Origin of the sequence: Psychrobacter glacincola (genome assembly GCF_904846075.1) — a bacterium.
GTDB lineage: Bacteria > Pseudomonadota > Gammaproteobacteria > Pseudomonadales > Moraxellaceae > Psychrobacter > Psychrobacter glacincola_C.
The window spans coordinates 336782-355613 of the sequence record NZ_CAJGZH010000002.1; the positions used below are offsets into that span (position 1 = coordinate 336782).

Annotated in this window: 17 protein-coding genes and 1 pseudogene; 7 read left to right on the forward strand and 11 right to left on the reverse strand. The window is 43.0% G+C overall.

Going from position 1 to position 18832, the window contains the following annotated elements:
* Nucleotides 1-211 precede the first annotated feature (211 nt).
* Nucleotides 212-1066: a glutathione-dependent disulfide-bond oxidoreductase gene (yghU, locus tag JMW85_RS07500; protein WP_201581335.1), complete on the reverse strand. Its 855-nt coding sequence runs from the start codon at nt 1064-1066 to the stop codon at nt 212-214.
* A 360-nt stretch (nt 1067-1426) separates the two neighbouring features.
* Between yghU and JMW85_RS07505 the strand changes: the two genes are divergently transcribed.
* Complete coding sequence (locus tag JMW85_RS07505; protein WP_055125460.1) at nt 1427-2803, forward strand: DHA2 family efflux MFS transporter permease subunit; 1377 nt, start codon at nt 1427-1429, stop codon at nt 2801-2803.
* A 191-nt stretch (nt 2804-2994) separates the two neighbouring features.
* Here the strand turns inward: JMW85_RS07505 and bfr (JMW85_RS07510) are convergent, their stop codons facing one another.
* The 3 genes from bfr (JMW85_RS07510) to JMW85_RS07520 all read right to left on the reverse strand — a co-directional run bounded on the left by bfr (JMW85_RS07510) (nt 2995) and on the right by JMW85_RS07520 (nt 4658).
* Nucleotides 2995-3474: a bacterioferritin gene (bfr, locus tag JMW85_RS07510; protein ID WP_045447317.1), complete on the reverse strand. Its 480-nt coding sequence runs from the start codon at nt 3472-3474 to the stop codon at nt 2995-2997.
* 67 nt (nt 3475-3541) lie between these two features.
* A complete protein-coding gene (gene bfr, locus JMW85_RS07515; RefSeq protein WP_045447320.1) occupies nt 3542-4030 on the reverse strand; it encodes a bacterioferritin in 489 nt (162 codons plus the stop codon).
* Nucleotides 4031-4466: 436 nt separating this feature from the next.
* Nucleotides 4467-4658 carry a (2Fe-2S)-binding protein gene (locus JMW85_RS07520; RefSeq protein ID WP_045447323.1) on the reverse strand — a complete coding sequence of 64 codons (192 nt, stop codon included), beginning with the start codon at nt 4656-4658 and terminating at the stop codon, nt 4467-4469.
* Nucleotides 4659-5036: 378 nt separating this feature from the next.
* Here JMW85_RS07520 and JMW85_RS07525 point away from each other — a divergent pair, with 378 nt between their 5' ends.
* Nucleotides 5037-5366, forward strand: coding sequence for an ArsR/SmtB family transcription factor (locus JMW85_RS07525; protein WP_045456178.1), 330 nt, complete (start codon nt 5037-5039; stop codon nt 5364-5366).
* Between the two features lie 152 nt (nt 5367-5518).
* Here JMW85_RS07525 and JMW85_RS07530 read toward each other — a convergent pair.
* From JMW85_RS07530 to JMW85_RS07550, 5 genes and pseudogenes are all read right to left on the reverse strand, one after another.
* Nucleotides 5519-6238 (reverse strand): annotated as a pseudogene (locus JMW85_RS07530) (sulfate/molybdate ABC transporter ATP-binding protein); the annotation flags it as partial.
* 110 nt (nt 6239-6348) lie between these two features.
* Nucleotides 6349-7305, reverse strand: coding sequence for a sulfate ABC transporter permease subunit CysW (gene cysW, locus JMW85_RS07535; RefSeq protein ID WP_201501256.1), 957 nt, complete (start codon nt 7303-7305; stop codon nt 6349-6351).
* Entirely contained in the window at nt 7305-8189 is an 885-nt protein-coding gene (gene cysT / locus JMW85_RS07540) for a sulfate ABC transporter permease subunit CysT (RefSeq protein WP_198329918.1), read from the reverse strand. The genes cysW and cysT overlap by 1 nt, the downstream gene beginning before the upstream one ends.
* 283 nt (nt 8190-8472) lie before the next feature.
* Entirely contained in the window at nt 8473-9567 is a 1095-nt protein-coding gene (locus tag JMW85_RS07545) for a sulfate ABC transporter substrate-binding protein (protein ID WP_201581336.1), read from the reverse strand.
* Nucleotides 9568-9816: 249 nt separating this feature from the next.
* Nucleotides 9817-10833 (reverse strand): sulfate ABC transporter substrate-binding protein, encoded by a 1017-nt coding sequence (locus tag JMW85_RS07550; RefSeq protein WP_201581789.1) that lies wholly within the window; start codon nt 10831-10833, stop codon nt 9817-9819.
* Nucleotides 10834-11358: 525 nt separating this feature from the next.
* Between JMW85_RS07550 and JMW85_RS07555 the strand changes: the two genes are divergently transcribed.
* A complete protein-coding gene (locus JMW85_RS07555; RefSeq protein WP_201581337.1) occupies nt 11359-11880 on the forward strand; it encodes a hypothetical protein in 522 nt (173 codons plus the stop codon).
* A 116-nt stretch (nt 11881-11996) separates the two neighbouring features.
* On the opposite strand, the gene sat is transcribed toward JMW85_RS07555, so the two are convergent.
* Nucleotides 11997-13247: a sulfate adenylyltransferase gene (sat, locus tag JMW85_RS07560; protein ID WP_201581338.1), complete on the reverse strand. Its 1251-nt coding sequence runs from the start codon at nt 13245-13247 to the stop codon at nt 11997-11999.
* A 242-nt stretch (nt 13248-13489) separates the two neighbouring features.
* On the opposite strand from sat, the gene JMW85_RS07565 reads away from it, so the two are divergent.
* From JMW85_RS07565 to JMW85_RS07575, 3 genes are all read left to right on the forward strand, one after another.
* Nucleotides 13490-15181: a nitrite/sulfite reductase gene (locus JMW85_RS07565; RefSeq protein ID WP_201581339.1), complete on the forward strand. Its 1692-nt coding sequence runs from the start codon at nt 13490-13492 to the stop codon at nt 15179-15181.
* Nucleotides 15174-15794 carry a DUF934 domain-containing protein gene (locus tag JMW85_RS07570; RefSeq protein ID WP_201581340.1) on the forward strand — a complete coding sequence of 207 codons (621 nt, stop codon included), beginning with the start codon at nt 15174-15176 and terminating at the stop codon, nt 15792-15794. The genes JMW85_RS07565 and JMW85_RS07570 overlap by 8 nt, the downstream gene beginning before the upstream one ends.
* A gap of 75 nt (nt 15795-15869) precedes the next feature.
* Complete coding sequence (locus tag JMW85_RS07575; protein ID WP_087814249.1) at nt 15870-16508, forward strand: phosphoadenosine phosphosulfate reductase domain-containing protein; 639 nt, start codon at nt 15870-15872, stop codon at nt 16506-16508.
* A 149-nt stretch (nt 16509-16657) separates the two neighbouring features.
* Here JMW85_RS07575 and JMW85_RS07580 read toward each other — a convergent pair whose 3' ends face one another.
* A complete protein-coding gene (locus tag JMW85_RS07580) occupies nt 16658-17473 on the reverse strand; it encodes a DUF817 family protein (protein WP_201581341.1) in 816 nt (271 codons plus the stop codon).
* Between the two features lie 367 nt (nt 17474-17840).
* Between JMW85_RS07580 and JMW85_RS07585 the strand changes: the two genes are divergently transcribed.
* A complete protein-coding gene (locus tag JMW85_RS07585; RefSeq protein ID WP_055125451.1) occupies nt 17841-18791 on the forward strand; it encodes an acetyltransferase in 951 nt (316 codons plus the stop codon).
* The last annotated feature ends 41 nt before the right edge of the window (nt 18792-18832 follow it).

Here is an 18832-nt window from a genome sequence, read left to right on the forward strand (position 1 = left end):
GGTGTTATATGCTTGAGGTACTCAAGCTATCTTAACGTACTAAGGTTTCTATCTGTTGTACTAATGTATCATTGTGTAAACAGGTAAGTATATCTCTATTTTAATATAACCATATATGAATATAGAATAGCAAGATGTCGGATAAAATCAAGGCTGATAAGCAAATAGCCTATCAGCCTTGATTTTATCAATGCGTCTGTTATCGATAGGTTTAGTCAATAGGCTTTAATGACAAGTCTACGGCACGCTTAACGGCTGGACGTTCAGCAATTGCCTGTGCCCAGCGCTTCACATGCTTGTAGTCATCAACTTGCAGGAACTCGGCGGCATCATAGAGCTTTCCAAGCACCAATTGTCCATACCATGCCCAAATAATCATATCCGCAATATTATAATCGGCTTCGTTGTCGCCACACATATATGTGCTGTCTTTTAGATGGGTATCCAGCACATCGAGCTGGCGTTTGGTTTCCATGGTATAGCGGTTGATCGGGTACTCTAGCGGTTCAGGCGCATAAGCATAAAAATGTCCGAAGCCGCCACCTAAGAAAGGCGCACTACCCATCTGCCACATGACCCAAGACAAACACTCTGCCCGTGCTTTGCCAAGTGATAAAGGCATAAATCGGTCAAATTTTTCTGCCAGATACATCAAGATAGCACCAGACTCGAAGAGCGCTATCGGCTCGCCAGCTATATCAGCAGAATGATCAACCAAGGCTGGAATTTTTGAGTTAGGGTTTATGGCTACAAAGCCAGAACCAAACTGCTCTCCTTGGGATATATCAATTTTATAGGCATCATATTTAGCACCTTTAACACCAATCTCGGCAAGCTCTTCTAACAGGATATTGACCTTGACGCCATTTGGCGTATTCAACGAGTACAGCTGTAATGGCGCATCGCCTACTGGCAGCGCTTTCTCATAGCGCGCACCCGCTGTTGGGCGATTGATACTGGCAAACTTACCACCGTTTTCTTTGTCCTGCGTCCAAACCTTTGGCGGGACATATTTATCGTTTTGCCCATCGGTATGATTGCAAGCTTTGTTATTTTCCTGACTCATAATATATCCTCAGTTTATCTTTATCGTATTGTTGATGCTTCTACTTATATCGTCGGTAGTCAATTCGATATCATATGATTGAGATGAAATTAACTATACTATACTGCTTATCTATTGGTTTAAGTCGTTAGCGAGGGTTTACTATAACGACAACCAACCCTGATATTAAAGTCCTCTCTTGTAAGCAGTGTTAATATTATTACCTCTAAACACAGAATTCTATAACCTCAACCGCCAGCCGTTACTTTGATTCCCTTTTATTATGATTGAGTCTTTCTTATACTACTCGGTTGGTATAGCGAATTAGTCGTCAATAGACTATTTTGTTCATTTTATGATGGGATATCTAATGAGATTTACATGGTAACGCTAACCCCGACACAAGATAAATACTTGCCCTATGTGCTAGCGGTGGCGCTATTTATGCAAATTTTGGATGCCACTATACTAAATACCTCATTACCGCAGATGGCACAGGCGCTGGGTGAGTCTCCATTAAAAATGCAGTGGGCGGTGATCAGTTATGCGCTAACTTTGGCCATATTTATTCCCATCAGTGGTTTTTTGGCGGATAAATACGGCACGCGCCGAGTATTTTTGGCAGCGATTATTATCTTTTGTATTGGCTCACTACTATGTGCTGCGTCACCAACGTTGGATTTTTTGATTGGTTCACGGGTTATACAAGGTATTGGCGGGGCGATGATGACGCCTGTGGCTCGCTTAATATTGGTCAAATCCTACCCACGCAATAAGCTGCTGACCGTCATGAACTTTGCGGTAATTCCTGCTTTGGTAGCACCGCTAGTAGGACCGGTCTTAGGTGGCTATATCGTACAATATACCAGTTGGCATTGGATATTTTTGATCAATATACCGATGGGCATTTTTGGTTTTATCATGGGCAAAAAACTGGTTCCCGCACTATTTGAGGATACCAAGCGGCTTGATTGGACAGGATTTTTATTGTTTGCCGCCGCTGCTTGTGGGTTTACGCTTGCTGTAGAGTTCGGCTCACAGACTGGTCGAGGGTTTTATGGGTTGCTGCTTAGTTTGGTGGCCAGTTTATTGATCGGCGCTTATATCTGGCACGCCAAGCGTCGTCAAGCACCGTTGTTCCCCTTGAGTTTGTTTGACATTCGCACCTTTCGTATTGGCATCACTGGTAACCTATTCACGCGCTTAGGTATTAGCGCTGTACCGTTTTTGCTGCCGCTGTTGCTGCAAGTGGTGTTTGAATACTCACCGTCGCAGGCAGGTTGGCTCCTCGCGCCCATCGCGGTCGGTGCTATCGGGATTAAACCCTGGGTCAGTAAAATTATTCAGCGTTATACTTATCGCAAAGTGCTGGTCTTCAACACGTTTTTGATGGGCACGCTCATCATTGTGTTGGCACAGTTTACCGATGCCTCACAGTGGCTGTGGTTTATCCCTATTTTGACCATAATGGGCGCTTGTAATTCTATGCAATTCAGCGCGATGAATACGATTACTATCGGTGATTTGCAAGGCGCTCAAACCAGTAGTGGAAATAGCTTGATGGCGGTCAATCAGCAGTTAGCGATTAGTTTCGGTATTGCCTTTGGAGCAGCGGTACTGACGCTGTTACGTGAACGCCTACAAATGGATACGCTGACAGCGTTTCAAACCACCTATTGGATACTTGGGGTCTTGACCATTCTCTCGGGGCTGTACTTCTTACGACTTAAGCCCGAAGATGGGCGCGGCTTATACTGAGCCGCTGATATTTGGATTTTGAATAAAGAGTTTGAAAAAATATTGATTAAGCGTTGATTTTGTCAGCAGTGCAGATAGCACGCGTTGTCAAATATGAGAAATAAAAATGCCAGCATATGAGTGATTATAAACCACACGACACGCTGGCATTTTTAGAGCATAGTACGATTCATTGCATCAATAATGAACCATTAAGGCGCGTCATCATCCATTTGTGATTGGATATAGCGCTCAACCCCAATGCTTTCGATCAAGTCTTCTTGAGTCTCTAACCAGTCTTGATACTCTTCATTACCATCTTTTAGCGTCACCAATAGCTGGCGCGACACATAGTCAGACTTTGTTTCACATAGAGTAATGGCATCGGTAATGATCTCGAATTTTTGTTTTTCTAGGCGCAAATTGCATTCGATAATCTCTGGCACATCTTCACCGATGAACATCTTGCCGTAATCTTGCAAATTTGGTAAACCGCCTAGCAATAAAATTCGGGCAATCAGCTCATCAGACCATTTCATCTCAGCGATGGATTGTTTATAGAAACTTTCATTGAGGGCTTCTAATCCCCAATGGCGCGCAATGCGCGCATGTAAAAAATACTGGTTGATGGCAATCAATGACTGTCCGAGCACTTTATTTAAAGCGCGAATAACCTCTTTATCCCCTTTCATTATCTCTCTCCCTTTCATGTCGTTATTTATGCTAAATACTATGGTTATTGTTCATATCTTCGTGACATTAAACAAGATTGGGAGTGACTTCAGCCATTTGGCTTTGCAGATAATTGGGCAGACTGATCATCTCAATTAAGCGCAACTGTTGCTCAAGCCAATGCGCATGATCTTCTTCAGTGTCTTTTAGCTGTTCTACCAACATCTCACGCGTGACATAATCGCGCTCTGCTTCACAGAGAGCAATACCGTCTTTTAAGTGCTGTTGTACTTGATACTCTAGCTCAAGGTCAAGTTGCAGCATTTCAGGAACTGTCGCGCCGATATTAATGGCATTGACCGTCATTTTTGGCGTGCCGCTCAGCATTAGGATACGGCGAATAATAGATTGGGCATGTAGCGTCTCATCTGCCATCTCATGATGGATACGGTCGTACAACTTGCCATAATGCCACTCAGCATACATTTCTGAGTGAATAAAATACTGGTCACGGGCAGCAAGCTCACCGCCTAACAAAAAATTCAAATAATCAATGACTTTTGGGCTACCTATCATAACCTATACTCCCCTATTTATATTTTACAGATCACCGTACATTCATAATTACCCATATAAGGATAGTACTATTGGTAAACTGATCAGTAAAGATCAAAATCAACAAAACGTCTTACAACGTGAGACAGATATAGTAGCATATAGGCACTATACAGCTTGTAATGTTATGAACTAAGAATAAGATGCTAATTGAGAATCATAATTAGCTAGCTTTAGGAGTCACCGGTTTATCGCAACAATGGCTGCTAATGATGCTCAATATCATTGAAGTAGGTGTATGAGTAAAGTTATACGGACGCTCGCAACTTACCCTTTATGTATAATGACCAAAGGATAAGTGCGGAATATTGAATGTATGTGATATCGAGGCGTACTAGTGATATTGGTGTAATGAGGTGATGAACAGCTGGGTAGTAAATCTCTGGTTTGATAACGTTTAAACAGCGTAAGCCAAGACATCGAGTCTAGCATGATGCTCATCTAGGTAATCGTTAACCATCGGTTCGCAGCAGCCACAGCAAGTCGCAACATCAAGGGTATCTTTTAGACCGTCAAGGGTATCAATACCTGAAGCAATGGCTGCTTTGATTTGCTTTTCTTTTACGTCATTACAGATGCATACGTACATGGTCTGGCTCCTCTGAATACCGCTATTCGGTAACTGCTTTTATTGCTCATAAATTTAGTGCATTGATGATAAAAATGGTGAATAGAGTGTTTGTCTTGATATTCACGGTCATTTTTATGGCTTGATGTATAATAACGATAACTATTATCATTTGCAATAGCATTTGATATATTATTGGTATAAAAGTACAGTCATGAAAGTAGAGTTATATTGCACGCAGTTAATTGATGTAAGTGAATATAAGCGTGCGTGTAACCGAATATGATGAAAGGTAGTAAATTAACGACGAACTGTAATTTAGCCCATTTTTTAATCGATTTTGTAGATAACTGCTGTTATATTGAACCCCTATTAACAAAGCCCAATTGGAATTGTTCTATGTCTGATAATAATTTTACGATACGACCTATCGAGTTATTTAAAGTCTTATCTGACCCGACGCGCTTAAAAATATTTCAAATTCTATTTAACAAAGAATCGCGCTGTGTTGGTGAGTTAGTAGAAATACTAGATCAACCACAGCCAACGATATCGCGTCATCTGAACCATTTAAAGAAACTCGGTATTTTAAGCTGTGTTCGCGACGGTACGTGGATGTGGTATGAAGTCGCTGACGACTTGCCAGAATGGTGCCAAGAGATTTTGGATATTACTTATAAACAAATATCTAGCAAAGATATCGATATGTCCAAGCCTGCTGAGATATGATGACTATCTAGCATTATTGCTATCAACATTTGATCTCAATAACGCTAGATACCAAATGAAATTGATACCTGCTTTAACCCATAAAAAAAGACCTATTTATTGTAGGTCTTTTTTTATGGGTGATAATAGAAGAACTGCACCAAATTTTACTATGCCAAATCTAAAAAATCACTGATAAACGCATTGGCTGGCTGGTGTATCAGCTCCTCCGATGTGCCTACCTGCTCTACCCGCCCTTGATTCATGACCACGATCTCATCTGAGACGGCGCGGGCTTCTTCTTGATCGTGAGTAACCATGATACTGGTAATACCAAGCTCATGATGGATGTTCTTTAGCCACGTGCGCAGCTCTTTACGTACCTTGGCATCGAGTGCGCCAAAAGGCTCATCAAGCAACAATAATTTTGGCTTCACTGCTAAGGCGCGTGCCAGCGCAATCCGTTGACGCTGACCGCCTGATAATTGATGCGGATAAGCATTGGCCACTTGTGGCAGCTGCACCAAGTCTAATAGCTCAGCAACGCGCTTATTGATATCTGCCTTACTTGGCCGCTCATTCTTTGGTAACAAGGTCAGTCCAAAGGCGACATTATCGGCGATATTTTTATGACGAAACAATGCGTAATGCTGAAACATAAAGCCAATATGGCGCTTTTGTACTGGCGTATTGGTCACATCCATCTCATCAAACAATATCTGCCCTGAGTCAGCATACTCTAAGCCGGCGATAATGCGTAGCAACGTCGTTTTGCCACAGCCTGATGGTCCCAGCAAAGTGGTCAGCTTGCCAGTCGGCACGGTGATATTGATATTATCTAAGGCGGTAAACTGACCGAATTTTTTATTAACGTTGCGAATCTCGATGCTCATAATGGGTTCTCTTATTATATCTTTGGTATGGTGGCAGATTTTTTGGTTACCGCATTTACATTATTAAATTAAATCTAATGCCAGCCCTTTCAGACCAAGTGTAGATAGTATTACTTATCCGAACTTTCAGCGGTTGTTGCATCAGTAGTATTGGTAGCCTTAGTAGCGTTGGCACTTACCAGTAACTCAGGCACACTTGCCAGCCGTTCGGACTTGGCAAATTTGCGCTCTTGTAGCTTAGTCATGACTTGTTGAATAAGCAACGTCACCAATGCCAATGCAGCTAGTAGGCTCGATAAGGCAAAAGCGGCGGTAAAGTTATAATCATTGTAAGCAATCTCAACCAGTAGTGGCATGGTATTGGTCTCGCCGCGAATATGACCAGATACCACACTCACCGCCCCAAACTCACCCATTGCCCGCGCATTGGTCAAAATCAAACCATAAAGTAGTGCCCATTTGATATTGGGTAATGTCACATGCCAAAACGTCTGCCAACCAGTCGCGCCCAAGGTCAATGCCGCTTGCTCTTCAGAGTCGCCTTGCGTCTGCATCAGCGGTATCAGCTCACGTGCTACAAAAGGGAAAGTAACAAACAGCGTTGCCAATACAATACCTGGAACCGCATAAATAACTTGGAATCCCATGCTTTCAAGCCAGCCGCCAATGGTGGAATTGAGTCCGAATAGTAAAACAAACATCAAACCTGCAACGACGGGTGATACTGAAAATGGCAGATCAAGCAAAGTGGTGACCAGCTGCTTACCTTTAAACTGATAGCGCGTCACTAGCCATGCGATTGCGATACCCATCACCATGTTGATGGGCAAGACGATAGCCGCGGTAATTAACGTCAGTTTAATGGCTTGCAGGGCTTCTGGATCAACCAGCGAGGCAATATACAACTGCCAGCCACCTTTAAAAGCTTCATAGAACACAGCCAGTAAAGGAATGACCAACATGATGACCATAAATAGCACTGCGATGACGATAAAGGTAAGGCGTATCCATGGCGTATCTTTAGTCGCTGCGTTGCTCTGGTAGTCGTAGCTATTAGATATTTGCATTAGCGAGCTCCTACACGGCGCGACAGTTTCCACTGCATAATGTTAATGGTCAATAAGATCACAAATGAGATCAGTAGCATAAATAATGCAACTGCAGAAGCCCCTTGAACATCAAACTGCTCTAGTTTACTAATGATAATGAGCGGTAAAATCTCTGATTGCATGGGGATATTGCCAGCGATAAAGATAACCGAACCGTACTCGCCAGTGGCACGGGCAAACATCATGCCTGCACCCATGAGTAAAGCCGGCAAAAGCTCTGGCAAAATTACTTTGCGAAACGTCGTCAAGCGATTGGCACCCAATACCGCGGCTGCCTCTTCAAATTCAACCGATAGCTCAGCGAGTACAGGCTGTACCGCACGGACAATAAAGGGAAAACTGACCACAACCAAGGCGAGCCAAATACCTATGGGTGTAAAGGCGACCTGAATGCCAAATTTATCAAACCACTGACCAATCAAACCATTAGGGGCATAAAGGGTCGCAAGCGAAATGCCTGTGACCGCCGTTGGTAATGCAAATGGTAAATCAACTAGCGCATTAATCAGCGACTTACCCCAGAACTCGTAGCGTACGAGTACCCAAGCGACCAATGTGCCAAACACCATGTTGGTCAGCATCGCCAAAAATGACATCCATAAGCTTAGCTTGATAGCAGCAGTGACTTGCGGCTGACTAATCGTCTCCCAGAATCCAGTCCAACCCATCTGAGTCGTGGTATAGGCCATCATGGCAAACGGCAATACCACCAGTAGCGACAAACTAAAGACCGTGATACCCATGCTCAGGCCGAACCCTGGCAGCACATTGCGTTGGCGCAAACGTGTTAACCACCCTTTTTTTGCAGGGGCTTTGCTGGCAGGAGATGTTTTTGCACTCATAATGATGTCCTATTGCCTAACCAATCGTACTTAGCGATGATTACTATTTATTGTTATTGCTTAACGTGGGTTTTCACTATTGATACTTAAAAAGAGCACTTAACAGAAAGCATTTAACGATGATGTCGTGCATAAAACCATGCTATCAGGTAGTTATTAGTGTGCTTACGGTATAAAGGACATAGCGTATATGACCATGTCCTTTATGAGGTTCAGCATAACTAACGGTGTAACTGACTGCATTTGCTAGCGCAGTAGCTTCTCTTATGCACTTAGAAAGTGATTACTGCGGGGCGTTAATGGCTAGCTGGTCGAATACACCGCCATCACTGAAGTAAGTACCCATAATCTCATCCCACGTGCCAAAGGCATCATTTGGACGGAATGTTTCGATTGGTGGTAATTTATCACCATTTTTATCAAGGACGCTTTTGACGCTAGGACGCAAGTATAGGTTGGCTGCTAGCTGCTGAGCAGGCTCGCTCCATAAGTAGTCAAGATAAGCTTTTGCGGCATCCGTTGTGCCTTTTTTATCTGTTACTGACTTGACAATCGCAACAGGGCTTTCTGATTTAATAGAGTATTTAGGATAAACGATGTCAACTTTACCAGCACCAAAATCAGTTGCGGCAAGGTTGGCTTCATTTTCAAAAGTCACTAGGACATCACCGATACCACGCTGAACGAAAGTGGTGGTCGCAGCGCGCCCGCCATTCTCATAAACTTTGACGTTTTTGAGCATGTCTTTCACGTAGTTTTTGGCATTGGTCTCGTTTTTATCAAAAGCATGTAAGCCATAACCATAAGCGCCCAAGAACGCATAACGACCATTACCGGTCACTTTTGGATTGGCCATGACGATCTCAACGCCTTCTTTGGTCAAATCTTCCCAGTCATTGATACCTTTTGGATTGTCTTTACGGACTAGGAATACAATGGTACTGGTAAAAGGGACGGCATTGTCTGGGAATTTACTTTCCCAATCTGACTCAACCAAGCCTTTTTTCTCAAGCAGCTCAATATCAGAGCCTTGGTTCATGGTGGCGACATCTGCTTGCAGACCATTGGCAACTGACAGCGCTTGTTTACTTGAGCCACCATGTGACTGCTTGATTAGGATATTGCTGTTTGGATTTTCCGCTTTATAGTGCTCAACGAATAATGGGTTGTAGTCTTTATAAAAGTCACGTGCCACATCATAAGAGACGTTCAGCAGCTCAATATTTTGACCTTCTGTGGCAACTGTGCCATCTGCATTAGCAGTCGTCTCTGTCTCGCTATTGCTACAGCCAGCCAGCCCCAAGGTTAATGCAACGCCTGCAATGCTCAAGACGTGACGTTTTTTACTTTTTTGTTGATAGTGCAAAGCGTATGTCATAAATCCCTCAAAGGTATCTGTTAAGTAATGCAAGTATGCTAACAGTGCCATCTTATTATGTTTAATGATGAATATGCGTATGTTATTGCCAAAATGGAATAACAAAGGGATAAATACAAGGTTATCAATTACTTAAATAGTATCGTTAATACATAACGCTGACACCCTACTAACTACCCGCTCTGGCTCATACAAATTGAGCACTTTGAGTATGTATCAGGCCATTGACAATCTCTTGATAAAGGCTCCCTACTTCACTCTTGCCAGCTGATCAAAACGCCCACCATCGACAAAGAAAGTGCTCATAATCTGCTCCCAAGAACCAAACACTGCTACCGGCTCAAAAGTCTCAATATCAGGCAAGGTTGCTTTGTGAGCTGCCAGCACTTGTGGGTTACTGGGACGCATATACATCTGTGCCATGAGCTCTTGTGCTGGAGTGTCCCATAAACCTTTTAGGTAAGCATTTGCCGCTGCCGTCTTGCCGCCCTTGTCAGTAACGGCTGTTACGACCGCCACTGGGTTCGCAATCACAATAGAATAACTGGGATAAACGATATTGACCTGTCCTTTAGCAAATTGCTTGACGGCTAAATGCGCTTCATTTTCGGTCGTGATGAGCACATCGCCCAGCCCACGCTGAGTAAAGCTGGTCGTTGCGGCGCGCGCACCATTGTCATAAGTGACCACGTTTGCCAGTAGCTTTTTGATAAAATCATCCGTTTTGGCAGGACTTTGCACCGTTTCTTTAAATTGATGTAATCCGTAACCATAGGCACCCAAAAACGCATAACGCGCGGTGCCACTGGTTTTCGGGTTTGGTATCACCACGTCGATATCGTTACGCGCCAAGTCCGACCAGTCTTTGATGTTTTTGGGGTTACCATCGCGCACCAATAACACCATGGTACTGGTATAAGGCACCGCATTGTTCGGGAACGCTTGCTGCCAGTCAGAGGCAACCAAGCCTTTTTTAACCAACAGATTCATATCACTTTCTTGGTTTAAGGTGACTACATCTGCTTGCAGGCCATTGGCAACCGACAGCGCTTGTTTGCTTGAGCCACCATGTGATTGGTTGATATTGACCTGACTGTCTGAATGCTTTTGCTGATAATCTGCGCTAAATAAAGCGTTATAATCTTTATAAAAATCGCGTGATACATCATAAGAGACATTTAATAAACTGATATTTTTTGCATCAACCGTTGCGTTCGAGCCATCTTGTTGAGTGGCTTCGGTAGGATTACAGCCTGTCATTAGCATGGCAAACGCTAGTACGCTACCAACTTTAACACTGATATTGGCGAGCGGCGTTGGTGTCTCTTTATCCTCAATAAATGTATGTATGTTCGCAAAACGAAGATTTTTAGATACTTGCTGAATACTTTTGTTATCTGGTTGCATGGGTGCTCTCGATAATGTTGATAGAAGCGTTTTCCACAGCATTAACAATCTTATTAATGCTCATAATTCTTTGGGTACGGTTCTATGGATAATGAGAAATATGCTAACAGCATGTGAGTCAAATGCTTAGTGACAAATGCGCTTATCGAGTGATTAACTTGGCATAAGTCATTTTATTAATTATTTCACAAGGCTTATTTTTTCTAAGTATTTTGCGCTATAGTGATGAGCAGACACTTTTGAGTAAGTAATGGTATTGCTTACTCTATAGACGAGCCTTTATGTAAACGATACTATCTCTAATATCCTTACAGCCATGCTGTTAGGCGTTGCGTTTAGATAACGACCATTCCTCTTAATCACTCCTTTATCAAAGGTACTTAAATGATCATGTCTCCACCTCGTGCCGCTCGTCACTCACGCTTTTTTTCGGTATTTTTCACCACATCGGCGGCTCTGTTTGCCTTAAGTGGCTGTAATAACGTGACACCTAGCGTGAATCACCAAGCCGTAAAACAACCAATAGCCGATGTCATGCCAGCTGTGCAAGCAGTCGTTGGAGATTATGCTGATGAAGGTTATGAAAAGCGGGCACAAGGCTATGATTGGGTTGGCGTCATGGTACGGGCAGAGAGTGATCAGCAAATCAACATAAAGGTTCGCGCCCGTAGCGATATTAAAAAGCCCAGTTGTCAGTTTGATGGCAAGGCGACATTAATGGGTCAAGATGACGCGCACGGCATTATTTTCCAAAGCAAAGTCAATGACAGTACGGCATTCTTTCAATTTAAGGATGATAAGCTGACTATTGATAGTCAAGATAAATACGCGTTGAATTATTTTTGTTCGGGCGGTGGCACATTGGTCGGTGACTATCAAAAGCTGACAACAGATTTAGAGATTTAATAGATAACAAACGCTAGCTTAGATAACAGGCGTTGAAAACCAGTATCAAAAAAAGGTGTCAGACGATAAGTCTGACACCTTTTTTTGATACTGGTTTGTATGCTGATAATCTTGGTTTACACCGCAGAGGCACCGACTAATTTCACTTCAGCACGTTCCTCTCTTGCGATACCAGCATAATAATCACGCAAAATTTGTAGTACTTCTGGACGGCTAAAGTTCTCTGGCACCACTTCATCTTCTGATAGCGCTTTACGCAGCTTGGTACCTGATACTTTAACGTGTTCAGACGCTTCATGCGGGCAAGTCTTGTCGGAAGCCATGGCATTACAAGCATTACACCAGAACGTCCAGCCAATTTTTAGTGGTTGAGTGATAAGATCATCTTTACCAACCTGTTCAAAAATCGTTTGTGCATCAAAGGCCCCATAATAATCGCCGACACCAGCATGGTCACGACCAACAATCAAGTGGCTACAGCCATAGTTTTGACGGAATACGGCATGCAACAGTGCTTCACGTGGACCGGCATAACGCATATCTAGCGGATAACCGGCTTGAATAACGGTGTCTTGTCTAAAATAATTATCAATCAAGGTTTTAATGGCTTCTTGACGGACGTCGGCTGGGATATCACCAGGTTTGAGTGCCCCTAGCAATGAATGAATCAATACGCCATCACAGATCTCAATCGCAATTTTTGCCAAATACTCATGTGAGCGGTGCATTGGATTACGCGTTTGGAAGGCGGCCACTGTTTTCCAACCTTTAGCATCCAAAATTTCACGCGTTTCTGCTGGCGTTTTGTAGATTTCTGGATATAACGTTGGGAACTCGCCTTCGCTCAATACCTCGACACTACCTGCAATATTGACTTCGCCTTGCTCTAAAACTTGTTGAACACCCGGATGTTCTGGGTCTGTTGTGGTGAATACATGCTGACACTCATGCTCTTTATCGATGGTATAGGTTTCTTCTACCGTCAAGATACCCATGATTTCGCCGTCTTGAGCAACCAAGGCTACTTTATCGCCTTGACTCAAACTATCTGCAGTCGCTTTTGGTGCAGACAAGGTGATCGGAATTGGCCAAAACAGACCCGCATTGTCACCACTTTGCAAACGCATATCATCAACCACACCCTGCCAGTCTGCTTGATTCATAAAGCCATTCAACGGCGTAAAGCCACCAATACCGAACATGATTAAATCACCACGCTCACGTGAGCTTAGCGTAATGGTCGGCAAAGTGCTAACAAGTTTCAATGCTTGAGCGCGTGCCTCAGCATTCAACAATAGCGGCTTAAGATCAGTGCTGCCATGCGGCGGAACGAGTTTTGATGGTTGCTTAGAGGTGATAGATGTCATATTGATTTATAACCTTTATGGGTAGTGATAAATTTGATAAGCATAGGCTACCTAACTTTCGTTATGAAAATTTATGCTGTGTTTGGATATACATATGTCTTAAAGGAATTTATGTTTATAGACGCAAGCTTATATGATGTGACTCTGAATGGTTTACCTTGCGACTGGCAATAAGACCGATTACACACGCAAATCATTTTCGTCACTGCTTTTAAGACTAAAAACAAAATTGAGATTACGTCATGTATCAATATAATTACGCTGACCAAACCTTGGTAGAAGAACGAGTCGCTCAGTTTCGCGACCAGACCGAACGGTTTTTGGCAGGTGAGCTGCCAGAAGAGCAATTTTTGCCGCTGCGATTGCAAAACGGCCTTTATATTCAGCGTTATGCACCGATGTTGCGTATCGCCATTCCTTACGGGCTACTTGCCAGCTACCAATTGCGAAAATTGGCTGAAATTACTCGTAAGTACGATAAAGGTTATGGTCACTTCACGACCCGTACCAATATCCAGCTGAATTGGCCAAAGCTAGAAGACGTGCCAGATATTTTGGCAGAGCTGGCATCAGTACAAATGCACTCGATCCAAACCTCGGGCAACTGTATTCGTAACACAACCACCGATCCATATGCTGGTATTCATAAAGAAGAAATCGCTGACCCACGTCCCTATTGTGAGATTATTCGTCAGTGGTCAACCTTCCATCCTGAGTTTGCTTTTTTACCACGTAAATTTAAGATTGCCGTCATCGGTACCAATGATGACCGCGCGGCAACCCAAGTACATGATGTGGGTCTGCATATCAAAACCAACGATGAAGGTGAGATTGGCTTTGAAGTATTGGTCGGTGGTGGTCTAGGACGTATTCCTGTTCTTGGTAAAGTCATCAATAAGTTCTTGCCGCGTCAGCATCTGCTTAGTTATTTAGACGCCATCTTGCGTGTCTATAACTTGCATGGTCGCCGTGATAAAGGCAGTAAATACCGATCACGTATCAAGATTTTGGTCGAGAGCATGGGAGGCCCTGCCTTTGCCAAACTGGTCAATGCTGAGTGGGAAGCCCACACCAAAGATGGTTCGCTTACCTTAACTGATGAGAACTTTGCAACAGCAAGCAGCTTTTTTAGTGAGCCTGACTATGTGTCGTTTGATGCGCTACAAGTACAGTCTGAGCTACAACAGCAATTAAATGCTGATAAAGATTTTGCCAATTGGTATAACCAAAACACGGTGGCGCATAAAGTCGCTGGTTATCGTGCGGTCGTTATTTCGCTCAAAGCAGGCTTGGTCGATGGCAAATATGTGCCCTCTGGTGATGTCAGCGAGTCGCAGATGGATGCACTGGCTAATCTGTCTGACAAATACAGTTTTGGTGAGCTGCGTGGTACTTATCAGCAGAATTTGGTATTCGCTGATGTGCAAACCAATAACCTTTATGAGTTGTGGCAGCAGCTAGCAGAGTTGCATTTAGCACGCGCTAATATCAATACCCTAACAGATATGATTGTCTGCCCAGGTTGGGATTACTGCTCGCTTGCTAATGCGACGACACACAACATCGCTGAACAGATCGAAAAACAGTTCGATGATTTGGACTATCTGTATGATTTGGGTGAGATTCGCTTAAACATGTCTGGTTGTATCAATGCGTGTGCGCACCATCATACAGGTGACATTGGTATCTTGGGTGTGGATAAAAAAGGTGAGCATTGGTATCAGATCAGCATTGGTGGCAATTCCAGTGACGATGCCAAACTTGGCAAAATCTTAGGTAAATCTGTCCCTGCTCTTGAGGTTGCCAATACCATACAGCAAATCGTTGATGTCTATGTAGACTTGCGTGCCAGCACCGACAATGATGTCGAAAGCTTTGGTCAATTGGTTGAACGCGTTGGTATTGATCCATTTAAGGAGAAGGTCTATGGCTAATCATCATATTTTGGACAGTCATGGCACAGATATCAGCAGTCAAGATAACTGGTATGTGCTCACTACGGACGTGCTACCAGAGAGCATTGTATCAACAAACATCACTTTGCTTGAGCTGCTACAAAGGCAAGAAAAGCCCGATGTGATTGTACCGCTCGCTGACCTATTAGACGAATCAGGTGCGCAGGTCGGTGGTCTTATCAAAGAGGTTTATGAGCTGATAGTACAGCACAGTAGCCGCCTTGGATTGTGGGTGACGGCTGACACCGATGCTGATGCGTTAGAAGGTATTGGTGATTTCTTATCAACGCAGGCGCTTATCGTGATTGATGTACCTAAATTTGCTGATGGTCGCAACTTTAGCTTTGCACGTACCCTACGCCAAATTGGCTACCAAGGTGAGATTCGGGTGGCTGGCGCGTTTGGCCGTGATCAAATCGCATATCTACTGCGCATGGGTGTTGATAGCTTTGTATTGAGCGAGCATGACATGCAGCCAGACTCTAAATTCGGTATTGAGCAAGCATTTACTGCCCTTGCCAGTAGTTATGATGGACAAAGTGCTTCGGATTTACCGATGTTTGCTAAACCGTCAGAACCCTCAATCGCCTAGCTTTAACATTGACCATAAATTTTTAATCAACGATTTTATATTAACTTTATATTAACAACCATTAAGGAAGGTATTATGAGCCAATTACATCCAAATTTAGACCTCGACCAAGCCAACCAAGCATTGCAAGGCAAGTCGCCTGAGCAAATCGTTGAGTGGGCATTAAGCCAAGCGAAAAACCCAATCATCACGACTAACTTCCGCCCATACGAGTCAGCGATTCTGCATTTGGTTGCTAAGCAACGTCCTGATATCACGGTATTGTGGGTAGACTCAGGCTACAATACGGATGCCACCTATCAATTTGCCAATAAAGTCATCCGTGATTTAAATTTAAACGTCATCACCTATATTCCTAAGCAAACGGCGGCGTATCGTGACGCGACCATGAACGGTATCCCAGGTATCGACAACCCACAGCATGATGAATTCACTGACCAAGTGAAGCTGGAGCCATTCCGCCGTGCGCTAGATGAGTTAAAGCCAGATGTTTGGTTCAATGCGATTCGTAAAGATCAAACCGAATTCCGCCAAGGTCTTGATGTACTTAGCCTATCAAAAGATGGCGTGTTAAAAGTAGCACCATTGTTTGAAAACACTGATGCTGATTTAGATGTTTATCTCGAAGAGCATAACTTACCGAATGAATTTGATTACTTTGATCCGACGAAAGTAGAAGAAAGCCGTGAGTGTGGCTTGCACACGCAACTTTAGGTATTTCGTAGTTTTACGATAAAACACTTCTTAGATATAAGAGGTGTTTTTTTATTGTCATAGTAGATTCAATATTTAGTCCCACAAAATTTGAATATATCATTCAAGCGCTACCGCCAAAAAAATGAGGACACACGCAAGTATCAAAATTATTGAGCTAACTGCCAACCACCTTTCTCATCCCTTTTACCCATGACTGCCAAAACCAACACTAGACTTAACATCAGTAATAAGTACCAAGAGCCCAGCTTACCCCAACCTACCATATGCCATACATTTGCTTGTGAGGGATAACGCCAAATATTGGTAAAAGTAGCAATATTTTCTGCCAACCAAACCAAAAAAGCGAGGAACAACAGTAATGGTAAAAATGGACATTGATATTGCTTGGTATCATGCAGTTGAAGATTATTTTTGTGATGTATTTGAAAAAACACTCTGGTTTTCCAAAATAAAATTATCGAAGCGATGAACAATATATTGCGAATATCAGGGACAAAAAACTTAGTGAAGAAGTTGGCATAAGAAAAAATAACCAATACACTCACCCATAGTAAACGTGGCAAGTCGGTAAAAGAGGCATTAAACAATCTTAAGCCACGCGCTAAAAAACTACCTACGGCCGAATACATAAAACCGGCGAAAAGTGGCACAGTGGCAATTCTAAAAATTGCTGGTTCAGGATAGTACCAAGAACCAATTTTGGGATGGGTTAAAAACAGCTCCATTGCCATGGCCATGATATGAAAAATAGCAATGACCCATACCTCACGCGGCGTTTCTAATTTGAAATAAACCAAAAGAAACTGAATAATCAAAGCATAAGCCAACAACAGATCATAGCGATAGACACCAGAAATTGACCAACTTATTTGATAAGTCAGCACAAAAGCCAATAATAAAAGTATGCCAAACAAAGCAGACGCTAAACTTAGCGCGGCGCCACGCGGAATAATGTTCAACATCTTAGATTAGCACTACAATCATATTGACTACCGTTTATTGCTTTAACAGCTCGCTTCATACGCTATGGTGAACCATGACATACATCCTCCTCTTCCTCACAATAGCTTATTATATAAAGTATTCATTAGAGGCCGCCAAACTATAGCAAATAGTCTGCTCAATAGACAATTTTCTACTATTCTTGAATATCTCTTGAATAATTAACGTTTCTTGAACGTTTTATTGTCTAACATTGCGGTATTCTATGGCTTGCCTTAGTGGCTGCTCGGTATTAAACCGACGCTATGAAGCCACATCATGGACAAAGTTACTCATCCTTTTTTATTTCCTTATAGGCACTCGCGCTCATCAATATGGATATTTATTATGTCTTTTATAAAAAAAATCGATTCACTCTATGAAAAATTGCACGATAAGCTACCAGCGGTAGGCAAGACAGCCTCTTTTTTAACCGGTACGAGTGTTCTTACTGCCAATAGTGCGATGGTGGGTCTGCCCATCTGGACTTTGGGAGCGGCAAAAGTATTGACAGGAGCAAAAGCTGCGGATGATGCGCTGATTGCGATTACCAAATACTGGATTAATAGTAATAACGCCGTCATTGATCATGCCCTGCCTCACAAAGACTGGCGCATTAACCTGCCTGACGATCTGAGCGAAGACAAACAGTATCTATTGGTAAGCAACCATCAATCGTGGGTTGATACCAGCATTGTGCAATATATCAGCCAAGATACGCTGCCTCTGACACGGTTTTTTACCAAGTTTAATCTGATTTATATTCCTGTCATCGGTCAAGCCTTTTATTTCTTAGACTTTCCAATGATGAAGCGCTTTTCTGCCAAAGCGATGGCCAAAAATCCAGAGCTTAAAAAACAAAACCTGCTTGAGGCTAAGCGGGCATGTCGTCAATTAAAGGACAAACCCTTTGCGCTATTAAACTATTTGGAAGGCACGCGCTTTACTAAAGAAAAACATGACCAACAAAAATCCCCTTATCAGCATTTGTTAAAACCACGGGCTGGCGGTTTGTCGTTAGCAATTAATGCGTTAGGCAATGAGTTGGATTCTATCTTGGACGTGACCATTGTCTACCCAGACGGCGCGCCTGACTATGATGATTTATGGAAAGGCAATATTCGCCGTTTGGGCGTCGATGTGACTCGCTTAAAGATACCAGACGAATTATTTGCTGCCATCATGGACGGCGGCTATGACCGTGATGAAACCACCAAAAAAATGATGTTTGATTGGTTAGAGGATATCTGGCAACAAAAAGATGCCCGTATGACTAAGATGCTGAGTGAGTTTGAGTAGATTTTGTACGTTGTCAAATCTCGTTATTGCTAATATCTAAT